The sequence below is a fragment of the Streptomyces sp. NPDC058326 genome, from assembly GCF_042879855.1.
In the GTDB taxonomy this organism is placed as follows: domain Bacteria; phylum Actinomycetota; class Actinomycetes; order Streptomycetales; family Streptomycetaceae; genus Streptomyces.
Genome location: NZ_JBHVZO010000011.1, coordinates 70,029 through 94,803, shown reverse-complemented (window position 1 = coordinate 94,803; position 24,775 = coordinate 70,029). Strand labels below are relative to the sequence as shown.

19 protein-coding genes and 1 pseudogene are annotated in these 24,775 nt (G+C 73.7%); 10 read left to right on the top strand and 10 right to left on the bottom strand.

Going from position 1 to position 24,775, the window contains the following annotated elements:
- Nucleotides 1-37: 37 nt before the first annotated feature.
- The 7 genes from ACFVYX_RS21110 to ACFVYX_RS21080 form a co-directional block, all read right to left on the bottom strand.
- Entirely contained in the window at nt 38-871 is an 834-nt protein-coding gene (locus ACFVYX_RS21110; RefSeq protein WP_389682936.1) for an HpcH/HpaI aldolase/citrate lyase family protein, read from the bottom strand.
- On the bottom strand, nt 868-2,139 hold the full coding sequence (locus ACFVYX_RS21105; RefSeq protein ID WP_389682935.1) for a CaiB/BaiF CoA transferase family protein: 1,272 nt from the start codon (nt 2,137-2,139) through the stop codon (nt 868-870). The genes ACFVYX_RS21110 and ACFVYX_RS21105 overlap by 4 nt, the downstream gene beginning before the upstream one ends.
- Nucleotides 2,136-3,056, bottom strand: a complete 921-nt coding sequence (rbsK, locus tag ACFVYX_RS21100) for a ribokinase (RefSeq protein ID WP_389682934.1) — start codon at nt 3,054-3,056, stop codon at nt 2,136-2,138. The genes ACFVYX_RS21105 and rbsK overlap by 4 nt, the downstream gene beginning before the upstream one ends.
- Nucleotides 3,053-4,600, bottom strand: coding sequence for an ADP-ribosylglycohydrolase family protein (locus ACFVYX_RS21095; RefSeq protein WP_389682933.1), 1,548 nt, complete (start codon nt 4,598-4,600; stop codon nt 3,053-3,055). Before ACFVYX_RS21095 ends, rbsK begins: the two co-directional genes overlap by 4 nt.
- Entirely contained in the window at nt 4,597-5,748 is a 1,152-nt protein-coding gene (locus ACFVYX_RS21090) for an ADP-ribosylglycohydrolase family protein (protein WP_389682932.1), read from the bottom strand. The genes ACFVYX_RS21095 and ACFVYX_RS21090 overlap by 4 nt, the downstream gene beginning before the upstream one ends.
- Nucleotides 5,729-6,934: an ADP-ribosylglycohydrolase family protein gene (locus ACFVYX_RS21085; RefSeq protein ID WP_389683082.1), complete on the bottom strand. Its 1,206-nt coding sequence runs from the start codon at nt 6,932-6,934 to the stop codon at nt 5,729-5,731. The genes ACFVYX_RS21090 and ACFVYX_RS21085 overlap by 20 nt, the downstream gene beginning before the upstream one ends.
- A gap of 425 nt (nt 6,935-7,359) precedes the next feature.
- Nucleotides 7,360-8,355 carry an ADP-ribosylglycohydrolase family protein gene (locus ACFVYX_RS21080; protein WP_389682931.1) on the bottom strand — a complete coding sequence of 332 codons (996 nt, stop codon included), beginning with the start codon at nt 8,353-8,355 and terminating at the stop codon, nt 7,360-7,362.
- A 255-nt stretch (nt 8,356-8,610) separates the two neighbouring features.
- Here ACFVYX_RS21080 and ACFVYX_RS21075 point away from each other — a divergent pair, with 255 nt between their 5' ends.
- The 4 genes from ACFVYX_RS21075 to ACFVYX_RS21060 all read left to right on the top strand — a co-directional run bounded on the left by ACFVYX_RS21075 (nt 8,611) and on the right by ACFVYX_RS21060 (nt 17,128).
- Nucleotides 8,611-9,339: a VIT1/CCC1 transporter family protein gene (locus ACFVYX_RS21075; protein WP_389682930.1), complete on the top strand. Its 729-nt coding sequence runs from the start codon at nt 8,611-8,613 to the stop codon at nt 9,337-9,339.
- 702 nt (nt 9,340-10,041) lie between these two features.
- On the top strand, nt 10,042-14,607 hold the full coding sequence (gene gltB / locus ACFVYX_RS21070) for a glutamate synthase large subunit (protein WP_389682929.1): 4,566 nt from the start codon (nt 10,042-10,044) through the stop codon (nt 14,605-14,607).
- On the top strand, nt 14,600-16,060 hold the full coding sequence (locus ACFVYX_RS21065; protein ID WP_389682928.1) for a glutamate synthase subunit beta: 1,461 nt from the start codon (nt 14,600-14,602) through the stop codon (nt 16,058-16,060). The genes gltB and ACFVYX_RS21065 overlap by 8 nt, the downstream gene beginning before the upstream one ends.
- A 348-nt stretch (nt 16,061-16,408) precedes the next feature.
- Nucleotides 16,409-17,128 (top strand): VWA domain-containing protein, encoded by a 720-nt coding sequence (locus ACFVYX_RS21060; protein ID WP_389682927.1) that lies wholly within the window; start codon nt 16,409-16,411, stop codon nt 17,126-17,128.
- A 57-nt stretch (nt 17,129-17,185) separates the two neighbouring features.
- On the opposite strand, the gene ACFVYX_RS21055 is transcribed toward ACFVYX_RS21060, so the two are convergent.
- On the bottom strand, nt 17,186-17,311 hold the full coding sequence (locus ACFVYX_RS21055) for an aldo/keto reductase (protein WP_389682926.1): 126 nt from the start codon (nt 17,309-17,311) through the stop codon (nt 17,186-17,188).
- A 50-nt stretch (nt 17,312-17,361) separates the two neighbouring features.
- Between ACFVYX_RS21055 and ACFVYX_RS21050 the strand changes: the two are divergent.
- From ACFVYX_RS21050 to ACFVYX_RS21025, 6 genes and pseudogenes are all read left to right on the top strand, one after another.
- Nucleotides 17,362-17,664 (top strand): annotated as a pseudogene (locus tag ACFVYX_RS21050) (MerR family transcriptional regulator); the annotation flags it as partial.
- A gap of 46 nt (nt 17,665-17,710) precedes the next feature.
- Complete coding sequence (locus ACFVYX_RS21045) at nt 17,711-18,091, top strand: VOC family protein (RefSeq protein WP_389682925.1); 381 nt, start codon at nt 17,711-17,713, stop codon at nt 18,089-18,091.
- Nucleotides 18,092-18,155: 64 nt separating this feature from the next.
- A complete protein-coding gene (locus ACFVYX_RS21040) occupies nt 18,156-18,665 on the top strand; it encodes a pyridoxamine 5'-phosphate oxidase family protein (RefSeq protein ID WP_389682924.1) in 510 nt (169 codons plus the stop codon).
- Nucleotides 18,666-18,755: 90 nt separating this feature from the next.
- Nucleotides 18,756-19,370, top strand: coding sequence for a TetR/AcrR family transcriptional regulator (locus ACFVYX_RS21035; RefSeq protein WP_389682923.1), 615 nt, complete (start codon nt 18,756-18,758; stop codon nt 19,368-19,370).
- A 276-nt stretch (nt 19,371-19,646) separates the two neighbouring features.
- Complete coding sequence (locus ACFVYX_RS21030) at nt 19,647-21,350, top strand: DEAD/DEAH box helicase (RefSeq protein ID WP_389682922.1); 1,704 nt, start codon at nt 19,647-19,649, stop codon at nt 21,348-21,350.
- A 384-nt stretch (nt 21,351-21,734) separates the two neighbouring features.
- Nucleotides 21,735-22,160 (top strand): ribonuclease domain-containing protein, encoded by a 426-nt coding sequence (locus ACFVYX_RS21025; protein ID WP_389682921.1) that lies wholly within the window; start codon nt 21,735-21,737, stop codon nt 22,158-22,160.
- Nucleotides 22,161-22,185: 25 nt separating this feature from the next.
- Here the strand turns inward: ACFVYX_RS21025 and ACFVYX_RS21020 are convergent, their stop codons facing one another.
- Together ACFVYX_RS21020 and ACFVYX_RS21015 are read right to left on the bottom strand one after the other, a co-directional pair.
- Nucleotides 22,186-23,655 carry an ankyrin repeat domain-containing protein gene (locus ACFVYX_RS21020; protein ID WP_389682920.1) on the bottom strand — a complete coding sequence of 490 codons (1,470 nt, stop codon included), beginning with the start codon at nt 23,653-23,655 and terminating at the stop codon, nt 22,186-22,188.
- 64 nt (nt 23,656-23,719) lie between these two features.
- Entirely contained in the window at nt 23,720-24,604 is an 885-nt protein-coding gene (locus ACFVYX_RS21015) for a hypothetical protein (protein ID WP_389682919.1), read from the bottom strand.
- Between the last annotated feature and the right edge of the window lie 171 nt (nt 24,605-24,775).

Here is a 24,775-nt window from a genome sequence, read left to right as displayed (position 1 = left end):
GGTCCCGGCGGCCCTTCCGTCTGCGGGGGTACGGGCCTCAGCCCGACCGGGCCGCGAGGGCGAGGACCCGGTGGGCGCCCTCCACCACCGCCGCGTCGACGAAGCGGCCGTCCGGGAGGGCGAGCGCGCCCTGCTCGGTCCCGGCCGCCGTGACCACCTCCTGTGCCGCGTCGATCTCCTCGGGGGTGGGGAGGTAGGCCCGCTCGATGACCGGGAGCTGGCGGGGGTGGATGGCCGCCCGGCCGAAGAAGCCCATGGCCCGGCCGCGGGCGCAGCCGGCGGCCAGCGCGTCCAGGTCGCCGATGTCGGGGTGGACCGACTGGGCGGGCGGCGGCAAGGCGGCCGCGCGGGCCGCGACCACCACCCGGCCGCGCGACCAGTCGAGGCCGCTGTCCTCCCGTACCCCCAGGTCGGCGCGGAGATCCGCCTCGCCGAGCGCGATCCCGCGCACGGCCGGGTGGGCGGTGGCGATGGCGTACGCGTGCTCCACGGCGAGGGCGTTCTCCAGGAGCGGGTAGAGCGGGAGGCCCGGGGCGAGGCCGGCGATCCGGTGGATGTCAGTGGCGTGTGTCACCTTGGGTACACGGAGACCGCGGAGGCCGGGGAGGGGGGCCAGGGTGGGGATGTCGTGCGGGGAGTGGACACGGACGTGCACCGGGACGGGGTGGATGTCCGCGAGGAGATCGGCCGTGGCGTCGAGGGCGTACGCCTTGCGGTGCGGGGCGACCGCGTCCTCCAGGTCGACGATCACGACGTCGGCCCCCGAGGCCAGCGCCTTGCGGACGACCTCGGGGCGGTCGCCGGGGGCGTACAGCCAGGTGAGGGGGGTGCGGATCCTCTGGAGACCGTCGACCCCGGCCGGCGCGCTCATACCGCCCCCTGGTCGCGGAGGCGGTCGATCTCGGCGGGTGTGAGGCCGAGTTCGGAGAGGACGGCGGTGGTGTCGGCGCCGTGCGGGCGGCCGGGCCAGCGGATGGCCCCGGGCGTCTCGGAGAGGCGGAAGAGGACGTTCTGCATCTTGATCGGGCCGAGTTCGGGGTCCTGCACCTCGGTGACGGTGCCGAGCGCCCGGTACTGGGGGTCGTCGACGACGTCCCGGATGTCGTAGACGGGGGCGATGGCCGCCTCCGCCTTCTCGAAGGCCGCCATCGCCTCCTCGCGGGTGCGACGGGCGATCCACGCGCCGACCGCCTCGTCCAGGACGTCCGCGTGCTCGGCCCGGCCCGCGCCGTCGGCGAACCACGGCTCGTCGATCAGCTCCGGGCGGCCGACGAGCCGGAGCACCCGCTCGGCGATCGACTGGGCGGAGGTGGAGACGGCGACCCAGGAGCCGTCGGCGGTCCGGTAGGTGTTGCGCGGGGCGTTGTTGCGGGAGCGGTTGCCGGTCCGGGGCTGGACGTAGCCGAGCTGGTCGTACCAGAGGGGGTGGGGTCCGATGACGGCGAGCATCGGTTCGATGATCGCCATGTCGACGACCTGGCCGCGTCCGGTGGTCGTCCTCGCGGTGAGCGCGGTCATCACCGCGTACGCCGTGGCGAGGGCGGCGATCGAGTCGGCCAGGCCGAAGGGCGGCAGGGTGGGCGGGCCCTCGGGTTCGCCGGTGATGGCGGCGAAGCCGCTCATCGCCTCGGCGAGGGTGCCGAAGCCGGGGCGGTGGGCGTACGGGCCGAACTGGCCGAAGCCGGTGACACGGGCGAGGACGAGACGCGGGTTGACCGTGGAGAGCTCCTCCCAGCCGAGACCCCAGCGTTCCAGGGTGCCGGGGCGGAAGTTCTCCACGATCACGTCGGCGTCGGCGGCGAGCGCCAGGAGGGTGTCACGTCCCCCCGGCGAGGACAGGTCGAGGGTGATCGCCCGCTTGTTGCGGCCGAGGACCTTCCACCAGAGGCCGATGCCGTCCTTGGCGGGGCCGTGGCCACGGGACGGGTCGGGCTTGCGGGGGTGCTCGACCTTGACGACGTCGGCGCCGAAGTCACCGAGCATCATCGCCGCGAGCGGACCGGCGAAGAGGGTCGCGAGATCCAGGACGCGCAGTCCGTGCAGGGGCGGAAGGGGGGCCGGGGGCGCGGTGGCGGGTGAGGCGGTCGGTGCGGGGGGCGGGGAGGGGGCCGGTGTGGTGGGCGGTGCGTGGACGGTCATACGGGATCGGCCTCCAGGGTGTCGGGGGAGAGGAAGGCCGCCTCGATCTCGACGCGGTACGGCATCGAGGTCGACGCGCCCTCGCGGCGGACGGAGAGCGCCGCGGCGGCCTGCGCCCAGGCCAGGGCCTCGGGGGCGGGGCGGCCCTCGCCGAGGGCCACCGCGAGCGCGCCGACGAAGGTGTCGCCGGCCGCGGTGGTGTCCACGGCCCGGACCCGGGGGGCGGGGACCGTGACCGGGTCGGCGCCCCGCGCCGCGTACAGGCTGCCGGCCGCCCCCAGGGTGACGACCACCTCGGGGACGTCCCGGAGCAGGGCCAGGGCCGCCTCGCCCGGGTCGGACAGACCGGTGAGCGTGGCGGCCTCGTGCTCATTGGGCACCAACAGGTCGATCGCGGCGAGGAGTTCGGGGGGAAGCGGCTGGGCCGGGGCGGGGGTGAGGACGGTGCGGACGCCGAGCCGGCGGGCGGTCGTGGCACCCTCCACGACGACGGAGAGGGGGAGTTCGAGCTGGAGGAGCAGGGCGTCCGCGGTGGCGATGAGTGCCTCGTCGCCATGGGTCAGGGAGGTGACGGTGCCGTTGGCGCCGGGGACGACGACGATCGCGTTGCCGCCCTCGTCGTCGACGACGATGTGCGCGGTGCCGGAGGCGCCTTCGGCGGTGCGCAGCAGATCGGTGTCCACCGCGCAGTGCTCCAGGGTGGCGCGGAGCCGTGCCCCGAAGTCGTCCGCGCCGACCGCTCCGATCATCGACACCTCACCGCCCGCGCGGGCGGCGGCGACGGCCTGGTTGGCGCCCTTGCCGCCCGGGATCGTGCGGAAGGAACGGCCGGTGACCGTCTCGCCGAGGGCCGGGGCCCTCGGCACATAGGTGACGAGATCCATGTTCGTGCTGCCGAGTACGACGATGCTGGTCATGGGCGTACTGCCTCCAGGTGGGTCAGTTCGGCCAGGGTGTCGAAACCGATGCCGTCGAAGGACGCGACCGAGGTCGAGAGACGGTTCTTGAGGGGGGAGGTCCAGCGCTCGGGCAGCCGGTCGGGGTGACCGGCGAGCAGGCCCGCGACGGAACCGGCGGTGGCGCCGTTGGAGTCGGTGTCCCAGCCGCCGGAGACGGCCGCGCAGACCGAGCGGGAGAAGTCGCCGTCGGCGTGGGTGAGGGCGGCGGCGAGCAGGGCGGCGTTCGGCACGGCATGCACCCAGTGGTACCCGCCGAGTTCGGCGTGCAGCCGGTCGACGACCGTGTCGAAGTCAGGGGTGGCCCGGGCGGACGCGATGCCGAGGCGGACGGCTTGCGCGAGGCGGGAGCGCGGCGGGATCACGCCGAGGCCGGCGGCGAGCGACCGGTGGACGTCGGCGGCGCCGCTCGCGGCGGTGGCGAGGGTGGCGGCGACGAACATGGCGCCGTAGACGCCGTTCGCGGTGTGGGTGAGCACGGCGTCCCGGTACGCCTGTGCGGCGGCGCCCGCCGGGTCGCCCGGACGGGTCCAGCCATGGACGTCGGCCCGGATCTGGGCGCCGATCCACTCACGGAAGGGGTTGCGGTGGACGGCGGTCAGCGGGGGTTCCACACCGTCGAGGAGATTGCGGTAGGCGACGCGCTCGGCCGTGAAGGTGCGGCCGGCGGGCAGCTCGTCGAGCCAGAGACGGGCGACGTCGGCGGTGGTGAAGTCGCGGCCGTGCCGCTGGAGCAGCAGCAGATTGAGCAAGGGGTAGTTGAGGTCGTCGTCCTCGGGCATCCCGTCGATGTTCTCGGCGAGGGAGGTGGCGGCGGAGCGACGGTTCCAGGGATGGGCGGCGAGGAGCTCCGGCGGGACGCCCCGGGCGGTGAACCAGGTGGAGAGGGGCCAGTTGCCGGTGGCGCGGGCGAGGGCGCGGATGGCGGGGAGGGGCAGCTTCTCGACGGGCTTGCCGAGCAGACATCCGGCGGCGCGGCCGAGCCAGGCGGCGTGCAGACGGTGGAGGAGACCTTCGCGGACTTCGCCCCCGGGCCCTTGGGGCCGCGGCGCCTCGTGCGGGGGGCGCCGGTCGGTGCCGGACGGCACGGGTGCGGGCGGGTCCTGGCGGGCGCGGTCCGGGAGGCCGGAGCCCGGCGACGGGGGCTGTGCCCACCCTTCCCCGAGCTCTCGGCTTCGCCCGAGCGGGGAGCGCCCCGAGCGCCCTGCGGGACGCTTGCCCACAGGGGTGGGGGCCGCCAGGGCCTGGATATCGGGGAGTGGGGTCGGTTCGTGTACTGCCAGGGGGGCGGGGAGGGACGCCAGGGCGGTCAGGAGTTCTTCCGCCAGCGGGCGGAGGTCCGGGCGGGGAGTTCCGGACGCGCCGGCCGATTCCGGGGCCGGGGGGCCGCCCGCCGCCGCCCAGCGGGCCGCGAGCGCGGTCGTGTCGCGGCCGTCCTCGCTCGCCTGGCGGAGCTCGTGGCCCACCAGGTCCTCCGGCTGGACCCAGGTCAGGCGGAGGTTCACCGGGCGCCGCTCGTCAGCGCCGCGAACGCCGACTCGTGGGACCGGCGGCGCTCCGCGTCCCGGGCGAACACCTCGCGGGTCACCTCGCTCAGCGCCCTGGCCGGCGCGTGGAGGTCCAGACGGCTCGCCTCCGCCACCCGCTTCGACCAGTCGGAGGGCACGGCCGGCTCGCCGTGCAGCGCGCCCACGATCGCGCCCGCCATCGTGGCGATCGAGTCGCAGTCGCGGCCGTAGTTGACCGCGCCCAGGACCGTACGGCGGTAGTCGCCCTCGCCGACCAGGAGCATGCCGAGGGCGATCGGGAGCTCCTCGATCGCGTGCAGACGGGAGGGGCGGCGGGCGCCGAGGGAGGGGGAGCGGTAGTCGGGGCCGACCGAGTCGAAGGGGGCCACCGCCTTGCGGAGCGGGGTCAGCGCCGGCTCGAAGTCCGTGTATCCGCAGGCCGCTTCGGCGACCGCCTCGATCGCCGACCGCGTGCCGTCCTTCGCGAGGGCCAGGGCCGTCCCCACCACCGTGGACGGCGTGGCGTCCGGTGCGCACGCCGCCGCCACCGCCGCCGCGAACACCCCGGCCGCCTCACGGCCGTACGAGGACTGGTGCGCGCCCGCGATGTCGAGGGCCTCGGCGTACGCGGCCTCCGGATGGGCCGCGTTGACGAGCCCGACCGGCGCCATGTACATCGCGGCGCCGCAGTTGACGATGTTGCCGCTGCCCGCCTCGCGCGGGTCCGCATGGCCGTAGTGGAGCCGGGTCACGATCCACTTCTCGGCGAGGAAGATCCGCTGGAGCGGCAGCGCCTCCGCCTCCAGCTCCGGGATCCAGACGGGGTTGCCCATGAGTTCGGGGACGAGGTGGTCCGCGACCGCGTACGCGTCGAGGTGGCCGCGGACCTTCTCGTACACCCGGATCAGGGCGTGCGTCATCAAGGTGTCGTCGGTGACGTGCCCGTCGCCCTTGTGGTACGGGGCGATGGGGCGGGCGGTGCGCCACTCGCCGCCGTTCCAGGGGCCGACGATCCCCGTGACGCGGCCGCCGTGGCGTTCCAGGATCTGCTCGGGGGTGTAGCCCTCGACGGGGCCGCCGAGCGCGTCGCCGACGGCGGCCCCGAGGAGACTGCCGGTGATCCGGTCATCCAGTGTGGGTGTCATGTCGGAATTGTCCACCCGGGGTGGCCCGTTCCGTGGCTGCGAGCAGCCCGGCGAGTTCGACCAGATCCGTGCCCGCGAGCCGGGGCAGCGCGCAGCCCGCGAGCGTCCGGCACACCTCGCGCCAGGTCGCCGGCACCGAACGCCCGCCGCCCAGCGCCCCGGTGAGCGCCCCCGCGAGGGCGGGGGCGGAGTCGGCGACCCGCGAGAGACAGACGGCGGCCGGGACGGCGGCCGCCATCTCGCCCCGCGCGGCGGTGGCGAGCGCGAGCGCCACCGGGACCGTCTCGGCGGCCGCGATCCCGTAGCTGTAGACGTGGTCCACGATCTGGTGCTCCAGGAGCGGGACGAGCTCGAAGGCCGAACCGGCGGTCTGCGCCAGCTTCACGGCGTAGCGGGCGTTGCGGCCGATCTCCGTGACGGGCGGGAGTTCTTCGAGCGCCGCGTCGACGCAACCGTCGACCGAAGTTCCGCTGAGGGCCGCGGCGACGGCCGCCGCCATCGCGCGGGCACCGTGGACGCCGTCGCCGTCCTGGGTGTACCGCGCGTCGAACTCGGCGAGTTCGGCGGCGGCGCGCGGGTCGCCGGGGTGGACGAGGGCGAGGACGACGGCCCGGACGCAGGCGGCGTCGTCGAAGAAGTGCGGGTTGTCGTGGCCGGTGGCGGGCGGACGCAGACCGGTGGCGAGATTGCCGAGGCCCGCGCGGACGGAGATGCGGGCGCGGAGCGGGAGGACGGCGGACTCGACCTCGGGCGCGCGGTCCGCCGCGGCGGCGACCTGGTCGGCGAGGGCGTTCCAGGCGAGGTCGACGGCGGCGCGCAGACGGCGCTCCGGGGCGAGGCCGGCGAAGACGGGGCCGGAAGCGGCGAGGACGGCCTCGGCGGTGAAGACCGCCCACTCGGCGTCGTCGGAGGGGCCGAGACGGAGGGGCTCGGGCGGCTGGTTGAGGGCGATGGGGACGGGGAGGGTGGTCGTCGCGTTCTGTTCGGCGAAGGTGTCGAGTTCGCGGGTGAGGCGGCGGGTCCACTCGGGCATGCGGGCGGCGCGGTGCCTGGCGGCGGGCCATCCGGCGGCGTCGCCGGCGGCGAGGCCGAGGAGGAGGCCTTCGACCGCGTCGCGTGCGGGTCTGCGGGGGGCCTCGACCGGCCGGTCCTCGTGGACGCCACCCCAGGAGCCGGCGGCCCGCACCGGGGCGAGGTCCGGGGAGTTGCCGCTCGGCAGTGGGGTGTGGGTCTGTGGGGTGAGGGTCGGGGAGTTGGCGCTCGGCACCGGGGTGGGCCCCTGCGGGGTGAGGTCCGGGAAGTCGGCGTTCGGCACCGGGGTGTGGGTCTGTGGAGTGAGGTCCAGGGGGCCGGGACCCGGCACCTGGGGCGCCGTCAGGTCCTGGTGGGCACCGAGCAGGGGGCCGGAAACCGGCACCGGGGGCCGCGCCCGCCCTCCCCCGAGCTCTCGGCTTCCCTCGGGCAGGGGGGACCCCCGTCGCCCGGCGGGACGCCGGCCCACAGCGGTGGTCGCGGTGGTGGCGTCCGGCCCCGGGGCTGTGCCCGCGGCGCTGGCGTCCGTTCCCGGGGCATTGCCCGTGGCGGTGGTGGGTGTGTTCGGTTCGGGGGTCATCAGGATTCGCCCTCCGGGGTCAGCAGGTCCGCTACGTCCAGGACGTGGTAGCCGCGCATCGACGGGAGGCAGCTGCCGGTGACGGGGGCGATGGCCGTCGACCATTCCTCCGGGATCGCCGAGGCGCCCGACATCGCGCCGGCCAGGGCGCCCGCCACCGCCGCCGTGGTGTCGGCGTCGCGGCCCATGTTGACGGCCGTGAGGACGGCCGTACGGAAGTCCCCGCGCGCCGCGGCGAAGGCGCCGAACGCCAGGCCCACCGCCTCAGGGGCCAGGTCCGTCCAGGGGTAGCCGCCGATGACCACGGCCGAGCGGACCTGGCGTTCACGGGTGAGCGGGTCGGGCTGGACGCGCTGGGCGGCGACCACCGCGCGGCGCAACGAGCGGGCTGTCCAGGAGTCCATCGGGACCACCGAGAGGGCCGCGGCGATCACGGACGTGACCGTCGCGCCCGCCATCGCCGCCGCGACGCCCGCCGCGACGGCCTGGCCGCCGTAGATGCCCTCGCCGTCGTGGCTGACGCTGCCGTCGATCGCGACGAGGCGGGCCGCCTCCGCCGGGCGTCCCGCCGCGAACACCCCGAAGGGCGCCGCGCGCATGGCGAGACCGTCGCTCCAGGCGTGCCGGTGCTGGGCGGAGATGGGGGCGGCGAGACCCCGGCGGAGGTTCTCCAGGGTGCCGCGCTCCGAGAAGCCCGCACCGCGGAACGGCCCCTCGTCGAGGTCGGCGATCCAGTGGTGCCAGGCCCGCTCGACGTGCTGGACGGTGAGGGCCGAGCCGTGCCGGGCGAGCAGGAGCGCCGAGAAGATGGCGTACTCGGTGTCGTCGGTTCCGGCCGGGCTGTCCGTCACGAAGCCCTCGATCCGGCCCCAGCGGCGGCGGATCTCGGAGGGCCGCATGTTCTCGGCGGGCGCGCCGAGCGCGTCGCCGACGGCGAGGCCGAGGAGCGCCCCCCTCGCCCGTTCACGCGTGTCGTGCGCCGTGGTGGTCACCATCTCGCGGCCCCTTCCTCGGGAGAGGCGCACCGATGGCGCCCCGATGCCTGGATCTGTGCCACCAGGGGCCGCGAACTCGCCGAAGAAACGTCTCTGTCACCCGCCTGACACCACGCCAGAACCCGGTTCCCGCAGCAAGGCAGGCCTTAGTAAGTACGGCCTGCCTTGCTGGCGCGCCCCTTACATCGCGCGTACTTTCGAGGGTGTCGGGGGGCGGCGGGCGCGACCCGGCCCGCCGGAAACAAGGGGAGAGTCATGTCCATCATCGAAGCTCAGGCGCCACTGCACGAGGCCCACCGCGACAACCACACCCACCGCGACGTGAACGGCGGCTGGCTGCGCCCCGCCGTGTTCGGCGCGATGGACGGCCTGGTGTCCAACCTCGCCCTGATGACCGGTGTCGCGGGCGGCGCGGTCTCCCCGGGGACCGTCGTCATCACCGGCCTCGCCGGCCTCGCGGCGGGCGCCTTCTCGATGGCCGCGGGCGAGTACACCTCCGTCGCCTCGCAGCGTGAGCTCGTCCAGGCGGAACTGGACGTCGAGCGGCGCCAGTTGCGCAAGCACCCCATCGACGAGATGGAGGAGCTGGCCGCGCTCTACGTCTCCCGGGGCGTGGAGCCCGCACTCGCCCGCGAGGTCGCGATGCAGCTGTCCAGGGACCCCGAGCAGGCCCTGGAGATCCACGCGCGTGAAGAGCTGGGCATCGACCCGGACGACCTTCCGTCGCCGGTGGTCGCCGCGGTCTCGTCCTTCGGCTCCTTCGCGCTCGGCGCACTGCTCCCCGTACTGCCGTACCTGCTCGGCGCGACCACGCTCTGGCCGGCCGTGCTGCTCGCGCTCCTCGGGCTCTTCGCCTGCGGCGCGCTCGTGGCCCGGGTGACGGCCCGCGGCTGGCTCTTCAGCGGGCTGCGCCAGCTCGTCCTGGGCGGGGCCGCGGCGGCCGTCACGTACGGGCTCGGCATGCTCCTCGGGGCGGCGCTCTAAGCCCGTACGCGGAAAGGGCCGCCGGGCGGCGCTGTAGGCCCGTACGCGGAAAGGGCTGCCGGGCGGCGCTGTAAGCCCGTACGCGGAAAGGGCAGCCGGGCGGTGCTGCAAGCCCGTACGCGGAACGGCCGCGGGTCAGCGCTCCGAGCCCGCACGCGGAACGGCCCCGCGGTGGTGCTGGAGCCCCGGGCGCGGAACGGAATCCGTACCCGCCGCGGCGGACCGAGAGGCCCCTCAGGGGGCCTTTCCGGCATTCCGGGGGGTCATCGGGGGGCGAAAGCCGCATCCTGGCTGTGACGTATATCCCTGGTCCGATCCGCCGGGACGGTGAGACACTATGCGGGACGCCACATATGTAGCCGGTTACCCGGCGGTTTCGAACTCGTGACCAACGGGAATGAGGCATGAGCGTCGCTGGGCAACGAAGCCCACACAGTGACGGGTCGCCGTAGACCCGGAGATCGTCCGGGCCGCCCCGATCCGTCCCCCGCGGGACACGCTCTGTCGCCGCACCCAGGTGACCCTCACACGTGGATCCCATAGGTGAACCCACACCACCGCTGCGTGTCGGCGGTGTCCGCATGATGGAACGAGCTATCCACTTCGCGAGAAGCCGGTCATCATGTAACCTGCACGAAATTTCGCCAGGGCCAACGTCGTCCCTCGGCTTTTGCATATGCCACGACGACGACGGGAGAGCCGATGCGTTCCGACGCCTGGTCGCCCATGGACGGTCGCCCCGCTCCGCAGGGGATGTACGACCCCCGTAACGAACACGACGCCTGTGGTGTCGGGTTCGTGGCCACCCTCACCGGTGTAGCCAGCCACGCGCTGGTCGAGCAGGCGCTGACCGTACTGCGCAACCTCGAGCACCGCGGCGCCACCGGCTCCGAGCCCGACTCCGGTGACGGCGCCGGCATCCTGCTCCAGGTCCCGGACGCCTTCCTCCGCGAGGTCACCGGCTTCGACCTCCCCGCCGCGGGCGGCTACGCCGTCGGCATCGCCTTCCTCCCTGCCGACGGCTCCGCACAGGCCGTCTCGCAGATCGAGACGATCGCCGCCGAAGAGGGCCTGACCGTCCTCGGCTGGCGCGAGGTCCCCGTCGCCCCCGAGCTGCTCGGCGCCTCCGCCCGCTCCACCATGCCGGTCTTCCGTCAGCTCTTCGTGACGGACGCGGACGGCGCGGCCACCGGCATCGCGCTCGACCGCAAGGCCTTCGTGCTGCGCAAGCGCGCCGAGCGCGAGGCCGCGACCTACTTCCCGTCGCTCTCCGCCCGCACCATCGTCTACAAGGGCATGCTGACCACCGGCCAGCTGGAGCCCTTCTTCCCGGACCTGTCGGACCGCCGCTGCGCCACCGCCGTGGCCCTGGTCCACTCCCGGTTCTCCACCAACACCTTCCCGAGCTGGCCGCTGGCCCACCCGTACCGCTTCGTCGCCCACAACGGTGAGATCAACACCGTCAAGGGCAACCGGAACTGGATGACGGCCCGCGAGGCCCAGCTCGACTCCGACGTCTTCGGCGAGGGCTCGCTGGACCGGATCTTCCCGATCTGCACCCCCGACGCCTCCGACTCGGCCTCCTTCGACGAGGTCCTGGAGCTCCTCCACCTCGGCGGCCGCTCGCTGCCGCACGCGGTCCTCATGATGGTCCCGGAGGCGTGGGAGAACCACGAGACCATGGACCCGGCCCGCCGCGCCTTCTACCAGTACCACTCCACGATGATGGAGCCCTGGGACGGCCCGGCCTGCGTCACCTTCACCGACGGCGTCCAGGTCGGCGCGGTCCTCGACCGCAACGGTCTGCGCCCCGGCCGCTACTGGGTCACCGATGAGGGCCTCGTCGTCCTCTCCTCCGAGGTCGGCGTCCTCGACATAGACCCCGCCAAGGTCGTCCGCAAGGGCCGCCTCCAGCCCGGCAAGATGTTCCTCGTCGACACCGCCGAGCACCGCATCGTCGAGGACGACGAGATCAAGGCCGCCCTCGCCGCCGAGAACCCGTACGAGGAGTGGCTGGAGACCGGCGAGATCGAGCTCTCCGACCTCCCCGAGCGCGAGCACATCGTGCACACCCACGCCTCGGTCACCCGCCGCCAGCAGACCTTCGGCTACACCGAGGAAGAGCTCCGCGTCATCCTCGCCCCGATGGCCCGCACCGCCGGCGAGCCGCTCGGCTCCATGGGCACGGACTCGCCGATCGCGGCCCTTTCCGCCCGCCCCCGGCTGCTCTTCGACTACTTCACCCAGCTCTTCGCCCAGGTCACCAACCCGCCGCTCGACGCCATCCGCGAAGAGCTCGTGACCTCGCTGCGCTCCTCGCTCGGCCCCCAGGGCAACCTCCTGGAGCCGACGTCGGTGTCGTGCCGCAGCGTCACGCTGCCCTTCCCGGTGATCGACAACGACGAGCTGGCCAAGCTCATCCACATCAACGCCGACGGCGACATGCCCGGCATGAAGGCCGCGACCCTCTCCGGCCTCTACCGGGTCTCCGGCGGCGGCGAGGCCCTCGCCGCCCGCATCGACGCGATCTGCGCCGAGGCCGACACCGCCATCGAGGGCGGCGCCCGCCTCATCGTGCTCTCCGACCGGCACTCCGACGCCGAGCACGCCCCGATCCCCTCGCTGCTGCTCACCGCGGCCGTCCACCACCACCTCATCCGCACCAAGCAGCGCACCAAGGTGGGCCTGCTCGTCGAGGCCGGTGACGTCCGCGAGGTCCACCACGTCGCCCTGCTCATCGGCTACGGCGCCGCGGCGGTCAACCCGTACCTCGCCATGGAGTCCGTCGAGGACCTGGTCCGCGCCGGCACCTTCATCGAGGGCCTGGAGCCCGAGCAGGCCATCCGGAACCTGATCTACGCCCTCGGCAAGGGCGTCCTCAAGGTCATGTCCAAGATGGGCATCTCCACCGTCGCCTCCTACCGCGGCGCCCAGGTCTTCGAGGCCGTCGGCCTCGACGAGACCTTCGTCGCCACGTACTTCAACGGCACGGCCACCAAGATCGGCGGCGCCGGCCTCGACACCGTCGCCAAGGAGGTCGCCGCCCGCCACGCCAAGGCGTACCCCGTCTCCGGCGTCCCCTCGGCGCACCGCGCCCTGGACATCGGCGGCGAGTACCAGTGGCGCCGCGAGGGCGAGCCGCACCTGTTCGACCCGGAGACCGTCTTCCGCCTCCAGCACGCCACGCGCAACAAGCGGTACGACATCTTCAAGCAGTACACGGAGCGGGTGAACGAGCAGTCCGAGCGCCTCATGACGCTCCGCGGCCTCTTCGGCTTCACCTCCGACCGGGAGTCGATCCCGCTCGACGAGGTCGAGCCGGTCTCCGAGATCGTCAAGCGCTTCTCCACCGGCGCCATGTCGTACGGCTCCATCTCCAAGGAGGCGCACGAGACCCTCGCCGTCGCCATGAACCAGCTGGGCGCCAAGTCCAACACCGGTGAGGGCGGCGAGGACCCGGACCGCCTCTACGACCCGGCCCGCCGCTCCGCGATCAAGCAGGTCGCCTCCGGCCGCTTCGGCGTCACCAGCGAGTACCTGGTCAACGCCGACGACATCCAGATCAAGATGGCCCAGGGCGCCAAGCCCGGCGAGGGCGGCCAGCTGCCCGGCCACAAGGTCTACCCGTGGGTCGCCAAGACGCGTCACTCGACGCCCGGCGTCGGCCTCATCTCGCCGCCGCCGCACCACGACATCTACTCCATCGAGGACCTGGCTCAGTTGATCCACGACCTCAAGAACGCCAACCCGGTCGCCCGCATCCACGTGAAGCTGGTCTCCGAGGTCGGCGTCGGCACGGTCGCCGCCGGTGTCTCCAAGGCCCACGCGGACGTCGTCCTCATCTCCGGCCACGACGGCGGAACGGGCGCCTCCCCGCTGACCTCGCTCAAGCACGCGGGCGGACCCTGGGAGCTCGGCCTCGCCGAGACCCAGCAGACGCTGCTGCTCAACGGCCTGCGCGACCGGATCGTCGTCCAGACCGACGGCCAGCTGAAGACCGGCCGTGACGTCGTCATCGCCGCGCTCCTCGGCGCCGAGGAGTTCGGTTTCGCGACCGCGCCGCTCGTCGTCTCCGGCTGCGTCATGATGCGCGTCTGCCACCTGGACACCTGCCCGGTCGGCATCGCCACCCAGAACCCGGTCCTGCGCGACCGCTTCTCCGGCAAGGCCGAGTTCGTCGTCAACTTCTTCGAGTTCATTGCCGAGGAGGTCCGCGAGCTCCTCGCCGAGCTGGGCTTCCGCACCCTCGAAGAGGCCGTCGGCCACGCCGAGCTGCTCGACACCAGCCGCGCCGTCACCCACTGGAAGGCGCAGGGTCTCGACCTGGAGCCGCTCTTCTACGTGCCGGAGCTGCCCGAGGGCGCGGTCCGCCACGCCCTGATCGAGCAGGACCACGGCCTGGAGAAGGCCCTCGACAACGAGCTGATCCAGCTCGCCGCCGAGGCCCTGAACGCCGCCTCCGCCGAGGAGGCCCAGCCGGTCCGCGCCCAGGTCGCCATCCGCAACATCAACCGGACGGTCGGCACCATGCTCGGCCACCAGGTGACGAAGAAGTTCGGCGGCGCCGGCCTCCCTGCCGACACCATCGACATCACCTTCACCGGCTCCGCCGGCCAGTCCTTCGGCGCCTTCCTGCCGAGCGGTGTCACGCTCCGCCTGGAGGGCGACGCCAACGACTACGTCGGCAAGGGCCTCTCCGGCGGCCGGGTGATCGTCCGCCCCGACCGGGGCGCCGACCACCTCGCCGAGTACTCGACCATCGCGGGCAACACGATCGGTTACGGCGCCACCGGCGGCGAGCTGTTCCTCCGCGGCCGCACCGGCGAGCGCTTCTGCGTCCGCAACTCCGGCGCCCTCGTCGTCTCGGAGGGCGTGGGCGACCACGGCTGCGAGTACATGACCGGCGGTACGGCGGTCGTCCTCGGCGAGACCGGACGCAACTTCGCGGCCGGCATGTCGGGCGGTGTCGCCTACGTGATCGACCTCGACCGGGACAACGTCAACTCTGGCAACCTGGGGGCGATCGAGGCCCCTTCGGACACCGACAAGGCGTGGCTGCACGACGTCGTGCGCCGTCACCACGAGGAGACCGGCTCTACGGTCGCCGAGAAGCTCCTTGCCGACTGGGACGCGAACGCGGACCGGTTCAGCAAGATCATCCCCACCACGTACAAGGCAGTGCTCGCCGCCAAGGACGCCGCTGAGCTCGCCGGTCTCTCCGAGGCCGAGACCACCGAGAAGATGATGGAGGCGGCGACCCATGGCTGACCCCAAGGGCTTCCTGACCACCGGACGCGAGGTCGCCGAGACCCGCCCCGTGGCCGAGCGCGTCCGGGACTGGAACGAGGTCTACGTTCCCGGCTCCCTGCTGCCGATCATCAGCAAGCAGGCCGGCCGCTGCATGGACTGCGGCATCCCGTTCTGCCACAACGGCTGTCCCCTCGGGAACCTGATCCCCGAGTGGAACGACTACGCCTACCGCGAGGACTGGTCGGCGGCACAGGAGCGCCTGCACGCCACCAACAACTTCCCGGAGTTCACCGGCCGCCTGTGCCCGGCTCCGTGCGAGTCCGCGTGTGTGCTCGGCATCAACCAGCCGGCCGTCACCATCAAGAACGTCGAAGTCTCCATCATCGACAAGGCCTGGGACGGGGGCGACGTCAAGCCGCAGATCCCCGAGCGCCTCTCCGGCAAGACCGCCGCCGTCATCGGCTCGGGCCCGGCCGGTCTCGCCGCCGCCCAGCAGCTGACCCGGGCCGGCCACACCGTGGTCGTGTACGAGCGCGCCGACCGCATCGGCGGCCTGCTGCGCTACGGCATCCCCGAGTTCAAGATGGAGAAGCGGCACATCAACCGCCGCATCGAGCAGATGCGCGCGGAGGGCACCAAGTTCCGCACGGGCATCGAGATCGGCCGCGACCTGACGTCGACGGACCTGCGCAAGCGGTTCGACGCCGTGGTCATCGCCGCCGGTGCCACCACCGCCCGCGACCTGCCCGTCCCGGGCCGTGAGCTCAAGGGCATCCACCAGGCGATGGAGTACCTGCCGCTGGCGAACAAGGTCGTCGAGGGTGACTTCGTCGCCCCGCCGATCACCGCCGAGGGCAAGCACGTCGTCGTCATCGGCGGCGGCGACACCGGCGCCGACTGCGTCGGTACGGCCCACCGCCAGGGCGCGGCCTCGGTCACGCAGCTGGAGATCATGCCCCGCCCGGGCGAGGAGCGGAACGCCGGCCAGCCCTGGCCGACCTTCCCCATGCTGTACAAGGTCACCTCCGCGCACGAGGAGGGCGGCGAGCGGGTCTACTCCGTCTCCACCACCCACTTCGAGGGCGACGAGGACGGCAACGTGCAGTTCCTCCACCTCGTCGAGGTCGAGTTCGTCGCGGGCAAGCTGACCCAGAAGCCGGGCACGGAGCGGAAGATCCCCGCCCAGCTGGTCACGCTCGCGATGGGCTTCACCGGCACGGACGTGCAGAACGGCCTGGTCGCGCAGTTTGGTCTGGACCTCGACGAGCGGGGTAACATCGCCCGTGACGCGGACTTCGCCACCAACGTCGATGGCGTGTACGTCGCCGGCGACGCCGGCCGCGGTCAGTCGCTGATCGTCTGGGCCATCGCCGAGGGCCGCTCCGCCGCCCGCGGCGTGGACCGCTACCTGACCGGAGCCAGCTCCCTGCCGGCCCCGATCCGCCCGACGGACCGTTCGCTGACGGTCTGATCGACCCCTCATACGTCCCGTACAACGACGTGCGGAACTGAGCGCGGCGCCCCCCGAATGTCCCCGACCGGACGACTGGGTGGGCGCCGATGCGCGTGGTTCTGGTGGTGCGGGTCCGCGAGGGTCGGTGGTGGGTCGGGGCGGTGCCCGTGCCCGCGCGTCCGGTTGCTGTGAGCTCCAGCGGTGCGGGGCGGTGGGGGATGCGCAGTGTCCGTGGCTCGCGTGGTTCGGCCTGGCCGTCAGATGACCGGCCCCGTGAACGTCCGCCGGAGTGGCCGTACGGACGGAACGCCGTTCGTCCTCTGCCGTACGCTCGACAGCGCGTCGAGATCCAGGGGGGACACGTCCATGGCACTGAGTCTGCGGAAGGTCGAGGAGACCGCGCCCGCGCTGGTGAGCCTCTACAAGGAGGCCGGGGCCTCGCTGCGGCGGCACGGGATCGACGGACAGCGGGTCGCCGTCTACCTCGTCGTCGACTACTCGGGCTCGATGAAGCCGTACTACAACAGCGGCGCCGTCCAGGCACTGGCCGACCGGGTCCTCGGACTCTCCGCGCAGCTCGACGACGACGGACGCGTGCCCGTCGTCTTCTTCTCCACCGACGTCGACGCCGAGACCGACATCCGGCTCGACGACCACGCCGGCCGGATCGACCGGATCGTTGCCGGCCTCGGCCACATGGGCAAGACCAGCTACCACCTCGCCATGGACGCCGTCATCGACCACTACCTGGACAGCGGCTCCACCGCGCCCGCCCTGGTCGTCTTCCAGACCGACGGCGGGCCGATCAACAAGCTCGCCGCCGAGCGGTACGTGTGCAAGGCGGCCCGGCTGCCGATCTTCTGGCAGTTCGTCGGCTTCGGCGACCCCGGAAGCCGGCAGTTCGAGTTCCTCCGGCGGCTCGACGAGCTCGACGTCCCCGCGAAGCGGCCCGTCGACAACTCCGGCTTCTTCCACGCCGGCCAGAACCCGAGCAGGGTCCCCGACGCGGAGTTGTACGACCGGATCGTCGCCGACTTCCCGGCGTGGCTCGCCGCGGCGCGGGGACAGGGCATCGTCCGGTCATGAGGCGCGCCCGCGTCCGGTCATGAGGCGCGCCCGCCTCCGGTCATGAGGCGCCTCTCGTCATGAGGCGTCTCCCGCTCCCGCCTCCTTGTCGAGGCGCGCGAACTGCTCCTCGGTGAGCGTGACGTCGAGCGCGCCCAGGTTCTCCACCAGGTGGGCCGCCGAGGACGTGCCGGGGATGGGCACGATGTGCTCGTACGCTCACGCCGGTCGCGCGGCTCAGCTACGAGGAGCAGGGGCTCCTCGGCTCGGAGCGCACCCCCGGCGGGCAGCGGGTGTACGGCCCCGACGCTCCGGCCGTCGTCCGCCGGATCCGGGCCCTGCTCGGCGCCGGACTGCCGACCCGGGTCATCGCCGAGGTCCTGGGCTGCGTCTGCGGCAGCGAGGCGGAGATCGAGCCCTGCCTCAGCCCGATGCTCGTCGCCCGGCTCGACGCCATCGACGAGAGGATCAACGACCTCCAGGACGCCCGCTCCTCCCTCGCGGCGCTCGTGGCCGTGACCGAGGGCAGGCGACTCGCCCCCGCCGACCGAGCCTGAGGGAAATCGATGGCCCCGGTCGCGGCACACGGGTGATCATGAGGCCATGAGCTCTCTCGTACGACACGTGACCATCGACTGCGCCGACGCCTACGCCCTGGCCACCTTCTGGGCCCAGGCGCTGGACGCCAAGGTCTCCGACGAGGACGAGCCCGGTGACGACGAGGCGCTCGTCGAGTCCCCCGGCGCGAACCTCCTCTTCATCCAGGTGCCCGAGGCGAAGGCCGTCAAGAACCGCGTTCACCTCGACCTCCAGCCGCAGGACCGCACCCGTGACGAGGAGGTCGAGCGGCTGCTCGGCCTCGGCGCCACGCTGCTCGACGACCGCAGGAACCCGGACGGCACCGGCTGGGCGACCCTCGCGGACCCGGAGGGGAACGAGTTCTGCGTCGAGCGCAGCGCGGGGGAGCGCCGCGCCACCTCCTGAGGACCCGGGAACGTCCGGAGCAATCCGGACAGTGGGTGTCGGGTATCCGGTGTTTCCTGAACGTATGGCAGACACCGGAACCACCTGGCCGGCCTTCGAGGCCGCCGAACCCGAGCTCGCCGCGACCGTACGCGAGCGCTTCGGGCAGTACACCCACCACGCCCTCGCCACCCTGCGGAAGGACGGCTCGCCCAGGCTCAGCGGCATCGAGGCGGACTTCCGCTTCGGCGAGCTCTGGCTCGGCATGATGCCGAACTCCCGCAAGGCCCTCGACCTGCGCCGTGACCCCCGCTTCGCGCTGCTCGCCAACCCGGGCTCCGGCACGGACATGGGAGGCGGGGACGTCCGGATCTCCGGGCGGGCGGTCGAGGTCACCGACCCCGGGACCCTCGACCGGTACGCGGCCGACGTGGGCGCGCCCCTGCCGTTCCACCTCTTCCGGGTGGAGCCGGCCGAGGTCGTACGGACCTGGGTGGAGGGTGACGAGATGGTCCTCCACAGCTGGGCGCCGGGGCGTCCGACGCGGACGTACCGGCGCGGCACCGACGACAGCCCGCCGCGCCTGGAGCAGTGACCGCAGAACTGGGCCGCCGCGCCGGGAGCAGTGACCGCAGGGGCCGGGTCGCCGCGCCGGGGACCCCGCCCGTAGGACGAGAATGGGCGTGTGTCAGCGACCAAGAAGAAGACCCAGGTGAGTGCCGCGCCCGAGCGGCGCCGCGAACTCCTCGACACGGCCGCCGAGGTGTTCGCCGCGCAGGGGTACGACGCCACCACCGTCCGCAAGATCGCGGACGCCGCCGGGATGCTCGCCGGCAGCCTCTACTACCACTTCGACTCCAAGGAGTCGATGCTGGACGAGATCCTCTCCACCTTCCTCGACGAGCTCTGGCAGGGGTACGACGCCGTCCTCGCCGCCGGCCTCGGGCCCCGCGAGACCATCGAGGCCCTCGTCACCGAGTCCTTCCGCGAGATCGACCGGCACCGCGCCGCCGTCGCCATCTACCAGAAGGAGTCCCGGCACCTCACCGATCAGCCCCGCTTCGGCTACCTCGCCGACTCGCAGCGCAACTTCGAGAAGGCCTGGCTGGGGACGCTGGAGCGGGGTGTCGCGGCCGGGGTGTTCCGCGCCGACCTCGACGTCCGGCTCACCTACCGCTTCGTCCGCGACACCGTCTGGGTCGCCGCGTCCTGGTACCGGCCGGGCGGCCGGCACAGCCCCGAGGAGATCGCCCGCCAGTACCTGTCCATGGTCCTGGACGGGGTCGCGGTACGCGGCTAGGTCTGTGAGGTCGCCCACGTCACACCGCCCTGGGCTGGTCTGATCCGTCCGGGCATCGGTCACGCGGGGCGGGAAGGTTCCGGGGCGCACTATTGTTCCGGTAGAGACATCCGGGGTTCGTGTCACGAGCCCCGGGAGAACAGCCGGGGCTCGTATCGCGCGTTCCGGGAGACACATCCGGGGCCCGTATCGCGTGTTCCGGGTAGAGCAGCCGGGGCCCGCACCGTGCAGGTGCGGGCCCCCGCTGTGCCGCGAGCACCGGCCAGAAAGGCACGCATGACCCGCTCCGAACGCGCCCCCAAGCGCGGCCCCCGCACCGCCCAGACGAAGTCCGCGTCACAGCCGAAGGGCGGGCGCGGCGGACGCCGTCCCACCGCGCCCCCGCCGCCGAGCGAGTTCACGCCGCCGGAGACGGTGACGCCCGCGCTGCCCGCGGTGGCCGCCTTCGCCGACCTCGACATGCCCGAGGGCCTGCTGCGGACCCTGGGCGAGCAGGGCGTCACGGAGCCGTTCCCGATCCAGGCCGCGACCCTGCCGAACTCGCTGGCCGGTCGCGACGTGCTCGGCCGGGGGCGTACCGGATCCGGTAAGACCCTCGCCTTCGGACTCGCGATCCTCGCCCGCACGGCGGGCCGCCGCGCCGAGCCCACCGCGCCCCTCGCGCTCGTCCTCGTGCCCACGCGCGAGCTCGCCCAGCAGGTCACCGACGCCCTCACCCCGTACGCCTCCGCGCTGCGGCTGCGGATCACCACGGTCGTCGGCGGTATGTCGATCAGCCGGCAGTCCTCCGCGCTGCGGCGCGGCGCCGAGGTCCTCATCGCCACCCCGGGCCGGCTCCACGACCTCATCGAGCGGGGTGACTGCCGGCTCGACCAGGTCGCCGTCACCGTCCTCGACGAGGCCGACCAGATGGCCGACATGGGCTTCCTGCCGCAGGTCACGAAGGTGCTGAAGCAGGTCGAGCCGGGCGGGCAGCGGCTGCTGTTCTCGGCCACCCTCGACCGGAACATCGACCGGCTGGTCAAGATGTTCCTCGACGACCCGGTCGTGCACTCGGTCGACCCCTCGGCCGGCGCGGTCACCACCATGGAGCACCACGTCCTGTACGTGGCCGACGAGACCGACAAGAAGGCCGTCACGCTGCGGATCGCGGCGCGCGACGGCCGGACGATCCTCTTCATGGACACCAAGCGGTCCGTGGACCGGCTGGTCAAGCGGCTCCTCGCGAACGGCGTACGGGCCTCCGGCCTGCACGGCGGCCGCTCGCAGCCGCAGCGCAACCGGACCCTCGACCAGTTCAAGACCGGCCAGGTGACCGCGCTCGTCGCGACGAACGTGGCGGCGCGCGGCATCCACGTCGACGACCTCGACATGGTCGTCAACGTCGACCCGCCCATCGACCACAAGGACTACCTGCACCGCGGCGGCCGGACCGCCCGCGCCGGTGAGTCCGGCAGCGTCTTCACCCTGGTCCTGCCGGAGCAGAAGCGCGACATGGGCCGTCTGATGTCGAACGCGGGCATCAGCCCCCGCACGGCCCAGATCAAGTCCAGCGACGAGCAGCTGACCGAGCTGACCGGCGCGCGGGAGCCCTCGGGCGTCCCGGTCGTCATCGAGACCCCGCAGCCGACCCCGCCGCGCAAGGCGACGGCCTCCGGCAGCGGAAGCGGCGGCGGCAACCGCCGGCGCCGCCGTCCGGCTCCGGCCGGCGGGGCGACCGGTACGGGCTCCGGCTCGGGTCGTTCCACGGCGACGGGCACGGGCTCGGGCCGCGCCGCCGGTTCCACGGGCCGCGCCGCCGGTTCCACGGCTGGTTCGGGTCGCGGCTCCGGCTCGGGCCGGGGCTCCGGCTCCGCCGCGGGCGGCGGGCGCGGTGCCACCGCGGGCGCCGGTCGGGTGGGGCGTCAGGCCTCGGGCACCGGCCGTACGCGGAGTGCGGGCGGCTCGCGGGGCTCCAGGCCGAGGCCGACCGACACGTAGGACCGAGAGGCGCCGCACCGGGTGCGGACCTCACCGAGAGCGGTGGGGGGGGGGCGGGCCCCCCCCCCCCCCCCGCGGGGCCGGGCCCCCCCCCCCCCCCCCCCCCCCCCCCCCCCCCCCCCCCCCCCCCCCCCCCCCCGCCCCATCGCTCCCCCCCGGTGTGTGTGCGCGGGCCTGGTGCGGCCTCGCCCCGCCGGGCGGACGGCGCGGCCCCCCCCCCCCCCCCACCGCTCTCGGCTTCGCCTCGCGCACGACCCGCCCCGCCCGCCCGAACGCCCGGCCGCGTCCACAGGATCCGCACGTTCGGGGGCATGTGGTTAACGTCCGGGGAAATCAATAGAGTTGGGCTTCCCCTGGGGATCTACGCGCGTCATCATCCCCGTCATGCGCATCCCCCCTCGATTCCCCCTCGCCGGCGGTGTCGCCACCGCCCTCCTCTCCTCCCTCCTCCTCGGCGTCCCTGCCACCGCCGTTCCCGCCCCCGCGCCCGCCGCCGTCGGGATGTCCCTCGGGGCGACCTCGGCCGTCGGGGACATCTGCTTCTCCGACCTGCCCAGCCAGGCCCACGACACGCTGCGTCTGATCGACGCCGGCGGCCCCTTCCCGTACCGCCAGGACGGGTCCGTCTTCCAGAACAGGGAAGGGCTCCTGCCCGCGCACTCCACGGGCTACTACCACGAGTACACGGTCAGGACCCCGGGCGTCTCCACCCGCGGGGCCCGGCGGATCGTGACCGGGAGCCCGACGTGGGAGGACTACTACACGTCCGACCACTACGCGTCCTTCGACCTCATCGACCACGGCTGCTGACCCGTTCCGGAAGCGGTCGCCCCGGTCAGGCGCGGCGCGGGGACGTCCACTCCAGGCGGGTCCTGACCCGGGGGTCCTGGATGTACTCCAGGGCGGCGAGTGCCGTCTCCCGCGCCGCGCCCTCCGGGTCGCCGTCCGCGAGGGCCGACGCCAGCGCGTCCACCGCCCGCGGGTCCTGACGGATCGCGAGCCCGCGTGCCGCCTCCGCCGCCGTCTCCGGGTCGGAGTCGCCGAGCCGCTCCGCGAGCCCCTCCCGTACGAGGGGGGTGTCGTCGGGCAGTTCGGCAAGGGCGAGCGTCGCCCAGTCCCGGACCCGCGCGTCACCGTCCCTGCTCAGCGCCAGCAGCACCCCGAGCGCCTCCACGTGCCCGGCGGGCACGATCCCGGCGAGGGCGCCCGCGACCGCCCGCCGTACCACCGCGTCGGGATGGTCCGCCGCGGCGAGGAGCTCGGGCACGGCCGCCGGGTCCGCGCACTCCCCGAGCGCCGACACCACCGAGAGCGCCGGCTCCCGCGCCTGGGCCGCCCCCTCCGCCGCGAGCCGCCGAAGCACCGGGACCGCGCTCGGTGCGAAGCCGGGCAGGGCGCCGAGCACCCGGGCGCCCAGGGCCCGGCGCAGCGGGTCGCGGTACGCGCACCACGCGGCCGCCGCCACGAAGGTCTCCTCGTCGGCCCGCCCGGCCAGTTCGGCCACCGCCGTCGTCCAGTCGTCGAGCTCCGGATCGCCGCACCGCAGCGCCCGCGCCGCCAGCTCCTCGGATGAGGTGCGCAGTCCGAGCGACGCCTCGAGGAGCGTGGCGATGGCCGCGTGGCCGGTCTGGCGGTCGTCGCCGCGACCGGGCGCACCGTTCTCCCGGAGCAGCTCGACGACGACCGTCACCCCGCCGTCCTCCCGGACCCGGCGGACCACGGCCTCGTAGGTCTGCCCGCCCTCGTTCCCGGCGACGAGCCCGCGCCGCAGCTCGGCCGCGATGTCGGCGCCGATCCACCGCCGCGCCTCCCGCAGCGCGGCCTCCTTCGCCGTCGCGCCGTGGTCGAGCAGCGCTCGCACGCAGCCGGTGGAGCCGCGCCGGGCGGCGGCGACGAGCGGGAGGATCCCGTCGGGCCCGCGCCGGTCGGGGTCGGCCCCGTGCTCCAGGAGCGCCCGGGTCGTGTCGGTGTGCCCGAGCCGCAGCGCCCACGCGAGGGCCGTGAAGCCGTACGCCTCCTCCTGGTCCGGGTGTGCGCCCGCCGCGAGCAGCGCCCGCACCACCCCGGTGTGCCCGCCGACGGCCGCGCCGCAGAGCGGCAGTTCGTCGCCCTCCTCGCCGCTGCCCCGGCCGGGGTCCGCGCCGGCGGCCAGCAGCACCCGCACGATTCCGGCCTCGTCGCCGACGGCCGCCCGGTACAGGGCGGTCTCGCCGTCCTCCCGGGACTCGGGGTCGGCCCCGTTCCGCAGGGCCCGTACGGCCCCGTTCTCGTCCCCGTCCCGGATGGCGTCGAACAGCTTGCTCATACGCCGACCCTGACCCGCCGTCCGGGCCTGGCGCAAATCCGATTCCCGGCCCGGCGGCCCACCCCTAGCCCGCGCACTCCAGGACCGTGCGGCACACCCCGCACCGGGCCCGCAGTGCCCGTCCCGCCGGGACCCGCAGGCGCCGGCGGCAGACCGGGCACCGGAAGGAGACGCCGGTCGCCGGTGCCCCGCCCTCGAAGGTGTACGGGGCGCCCGCGCCCGCACGGCCGCGGCGCCGCTCCCAGCCGTACCGCCGGCGCTCGGCCCAGCCCGCCCCGGCCAGTGGCGGCGGCGTGCGCTCCCGGTCCGCCTCCGCCCGGCCCCGCTCCCACGCCTCGTACGCCACGGCGCTGGTGAACCACGGTGACGGGTCCTCGCCGAAGACCTCGGCCCGCTTGGCGAGGACGTACCCGAACTCCTCCGGGGTCAGATAGCCCAGCTTCTGGCTCTCCACGCCGTCCCGCCGGTACGCGTCGAGCAGCAGCCATCCCGCACCCAGGTAGGCGGTGACGACATCGGTGAGGATCTCGTTGTCCTCGGTGTCGGGGAAGGTGAGTCCGAGCCGGTGCAGCAGGACATGGGTGATCTCGTGGGCGAGTGCGGCACCGATGTCCCGGCGCCGGGTCCGGAAACGATCGTTGAGTTCCACGAAGTACTCGGGCCCGGCCGTGAGTTCGACGGCCGCCGCGTGCTCCATGGGCCGGAAGCTCACCACCATGCGCGCCTCGGGCAGCCGCAGGTGCCGGACGAGGGCGCGGACCACCCGCTGGGTGCCGAGGTGGAGGTCCTCGCGGTCGTCGAAGGCCATGTCGGCGGCGGGCACGCTCGTCGGATAGCGGTGCACACCGTCCGGGGAGAGGCGCCGGTAGAGCGCCGTGAGCGAGGCCCCGACCGTGGCGCGGTGCGGGAAGCCATGGGCGACGCGGTCGCCCTCCTGACGGTTCGGCATGCCGGATCCCCCCTTGCCTTCACTGTACGGTCCCGCCCGCTTCCTCTGGCCGAAAAGGCTTTCTTGTGGCGGCAGTTGGGCGATGGCCATAATCCGAACATGACTTGACGGGCGCATGTCATCGCCCGTCGGGCTCAACCCCCCATGAAAGAAGGCAGACACGTGAAGCAG

Excerpts from the sequence above, each read along its gene's own strand:
- ACFVYX_RS21110 (WP_389682936.1), bottom strand. The coding sequence starts at position 871 with ATGAGCGCGCCGGCCGGGGTCGACGGTCTCCAGAGGATCCGCACCCCC.
- ACFVYX_RS21105 (WP_389682935.1), bottom strand. The coding sequence starts at position 2,139 with ATGACCGTCCACGCACCGCCCACCACACCGGCCCCCTCCCCGCCCCCC.
- rbsK (WP_389682934.1), bottom strand. The coding sequence starts at position 3,056 with ATGACCAGCATCGTCGTACTCGGCAGCACGAACATGGATCTCGTCACC.
- ACFVYX_RS21090 (WP_389682932.1), bottom strand. The coding sequence starts at position 5,748 with ATGACACCCACACTGGATGACCGGATCACCGGCAGTCTCCTCGGGGCC.
- ACFVYX_RS21080 (WP_389682931.1), bottom strand. The coding sequence starts at position 8,355 with ATGGTGACCACCACGGCGCACGACACGCGTGAACGGGCGAGGGGGGCG.
- ACFVYX_RS21075 (WP_389682930.1), top strand. The coding sequence starts at position 8,611 with ATGTCCATCATCGAAGCTCAGGCGCCACTGCACGAGGCCCACCGCGAC.
- gltB (WP_389682929.1), top strand. The coding sequence starts at position 10,042 with ATGCGTTCCGACGCCTGGTCGCCCATGGACGGTCGCCCCGCTCCGCAG.
- ACFVYX_RS21065 (WP_389682928.1), top strand. The coding sequence starts at position 14,600 with ATGGCTGACCCCAAGGGCTTCCTGACCACCGGACGCGAGGTCGCCGAG.
- ACFVYX_RS21060 (WP_389682927.1), top strand. The coding sequence starts at position 16,409 with ATGGCACTGAGTCTGCGGAAGGTCGAGGAGACCGCGCCCGCGCTGGTG.
- ACFVYX_RS21045 (WP_389682925.1), top strand. The coding sequence starts at position 17,711 with ATGAGCTCTCTCGTACGACACGTGACCATCGACTGCGCCGACGCCTAC.
- ACFVYX_RS21040 (WP_389682924.1), top strand. The coding sequence starts at position 18,156 with ATGGCAGACACCGGAACCACCTGGCCGGCCTTCGAGGCCGCCGAACCC.
- ACFVYX_RS21030 (WP_389682922.1), top strand. The coding sequence starts at position 19,647 with ATGACCCGCTCCGAACGCGCCCCCAAGCGCGGCCCCCGCACCGCCCAG.
- ACFVYX_RS21025 (WP_389682921.1), top strand. The coding sequence starts at position 21,735 with ATGCGCATCCCCCCTCGATTCCCCCTCGCCGGCGGTGTCGCCACCGCC.
- ACFVYX_RS21020 (WP_389682920.1), bottom strand. The coding sequence starts at position 23,655 with ATGAGCAAGCTGTTCGACGCCATCCGGGACGGGGACGAGAACGGGGCC.
- ACFVYX_RS21015 (WP_389682919.1), bottom strand. The coding sequence starts at position 24,604 with ATGCCGAACCGTCAGGAGGGCGACCGCGTCGCCCATGGCTTCCCGCAC.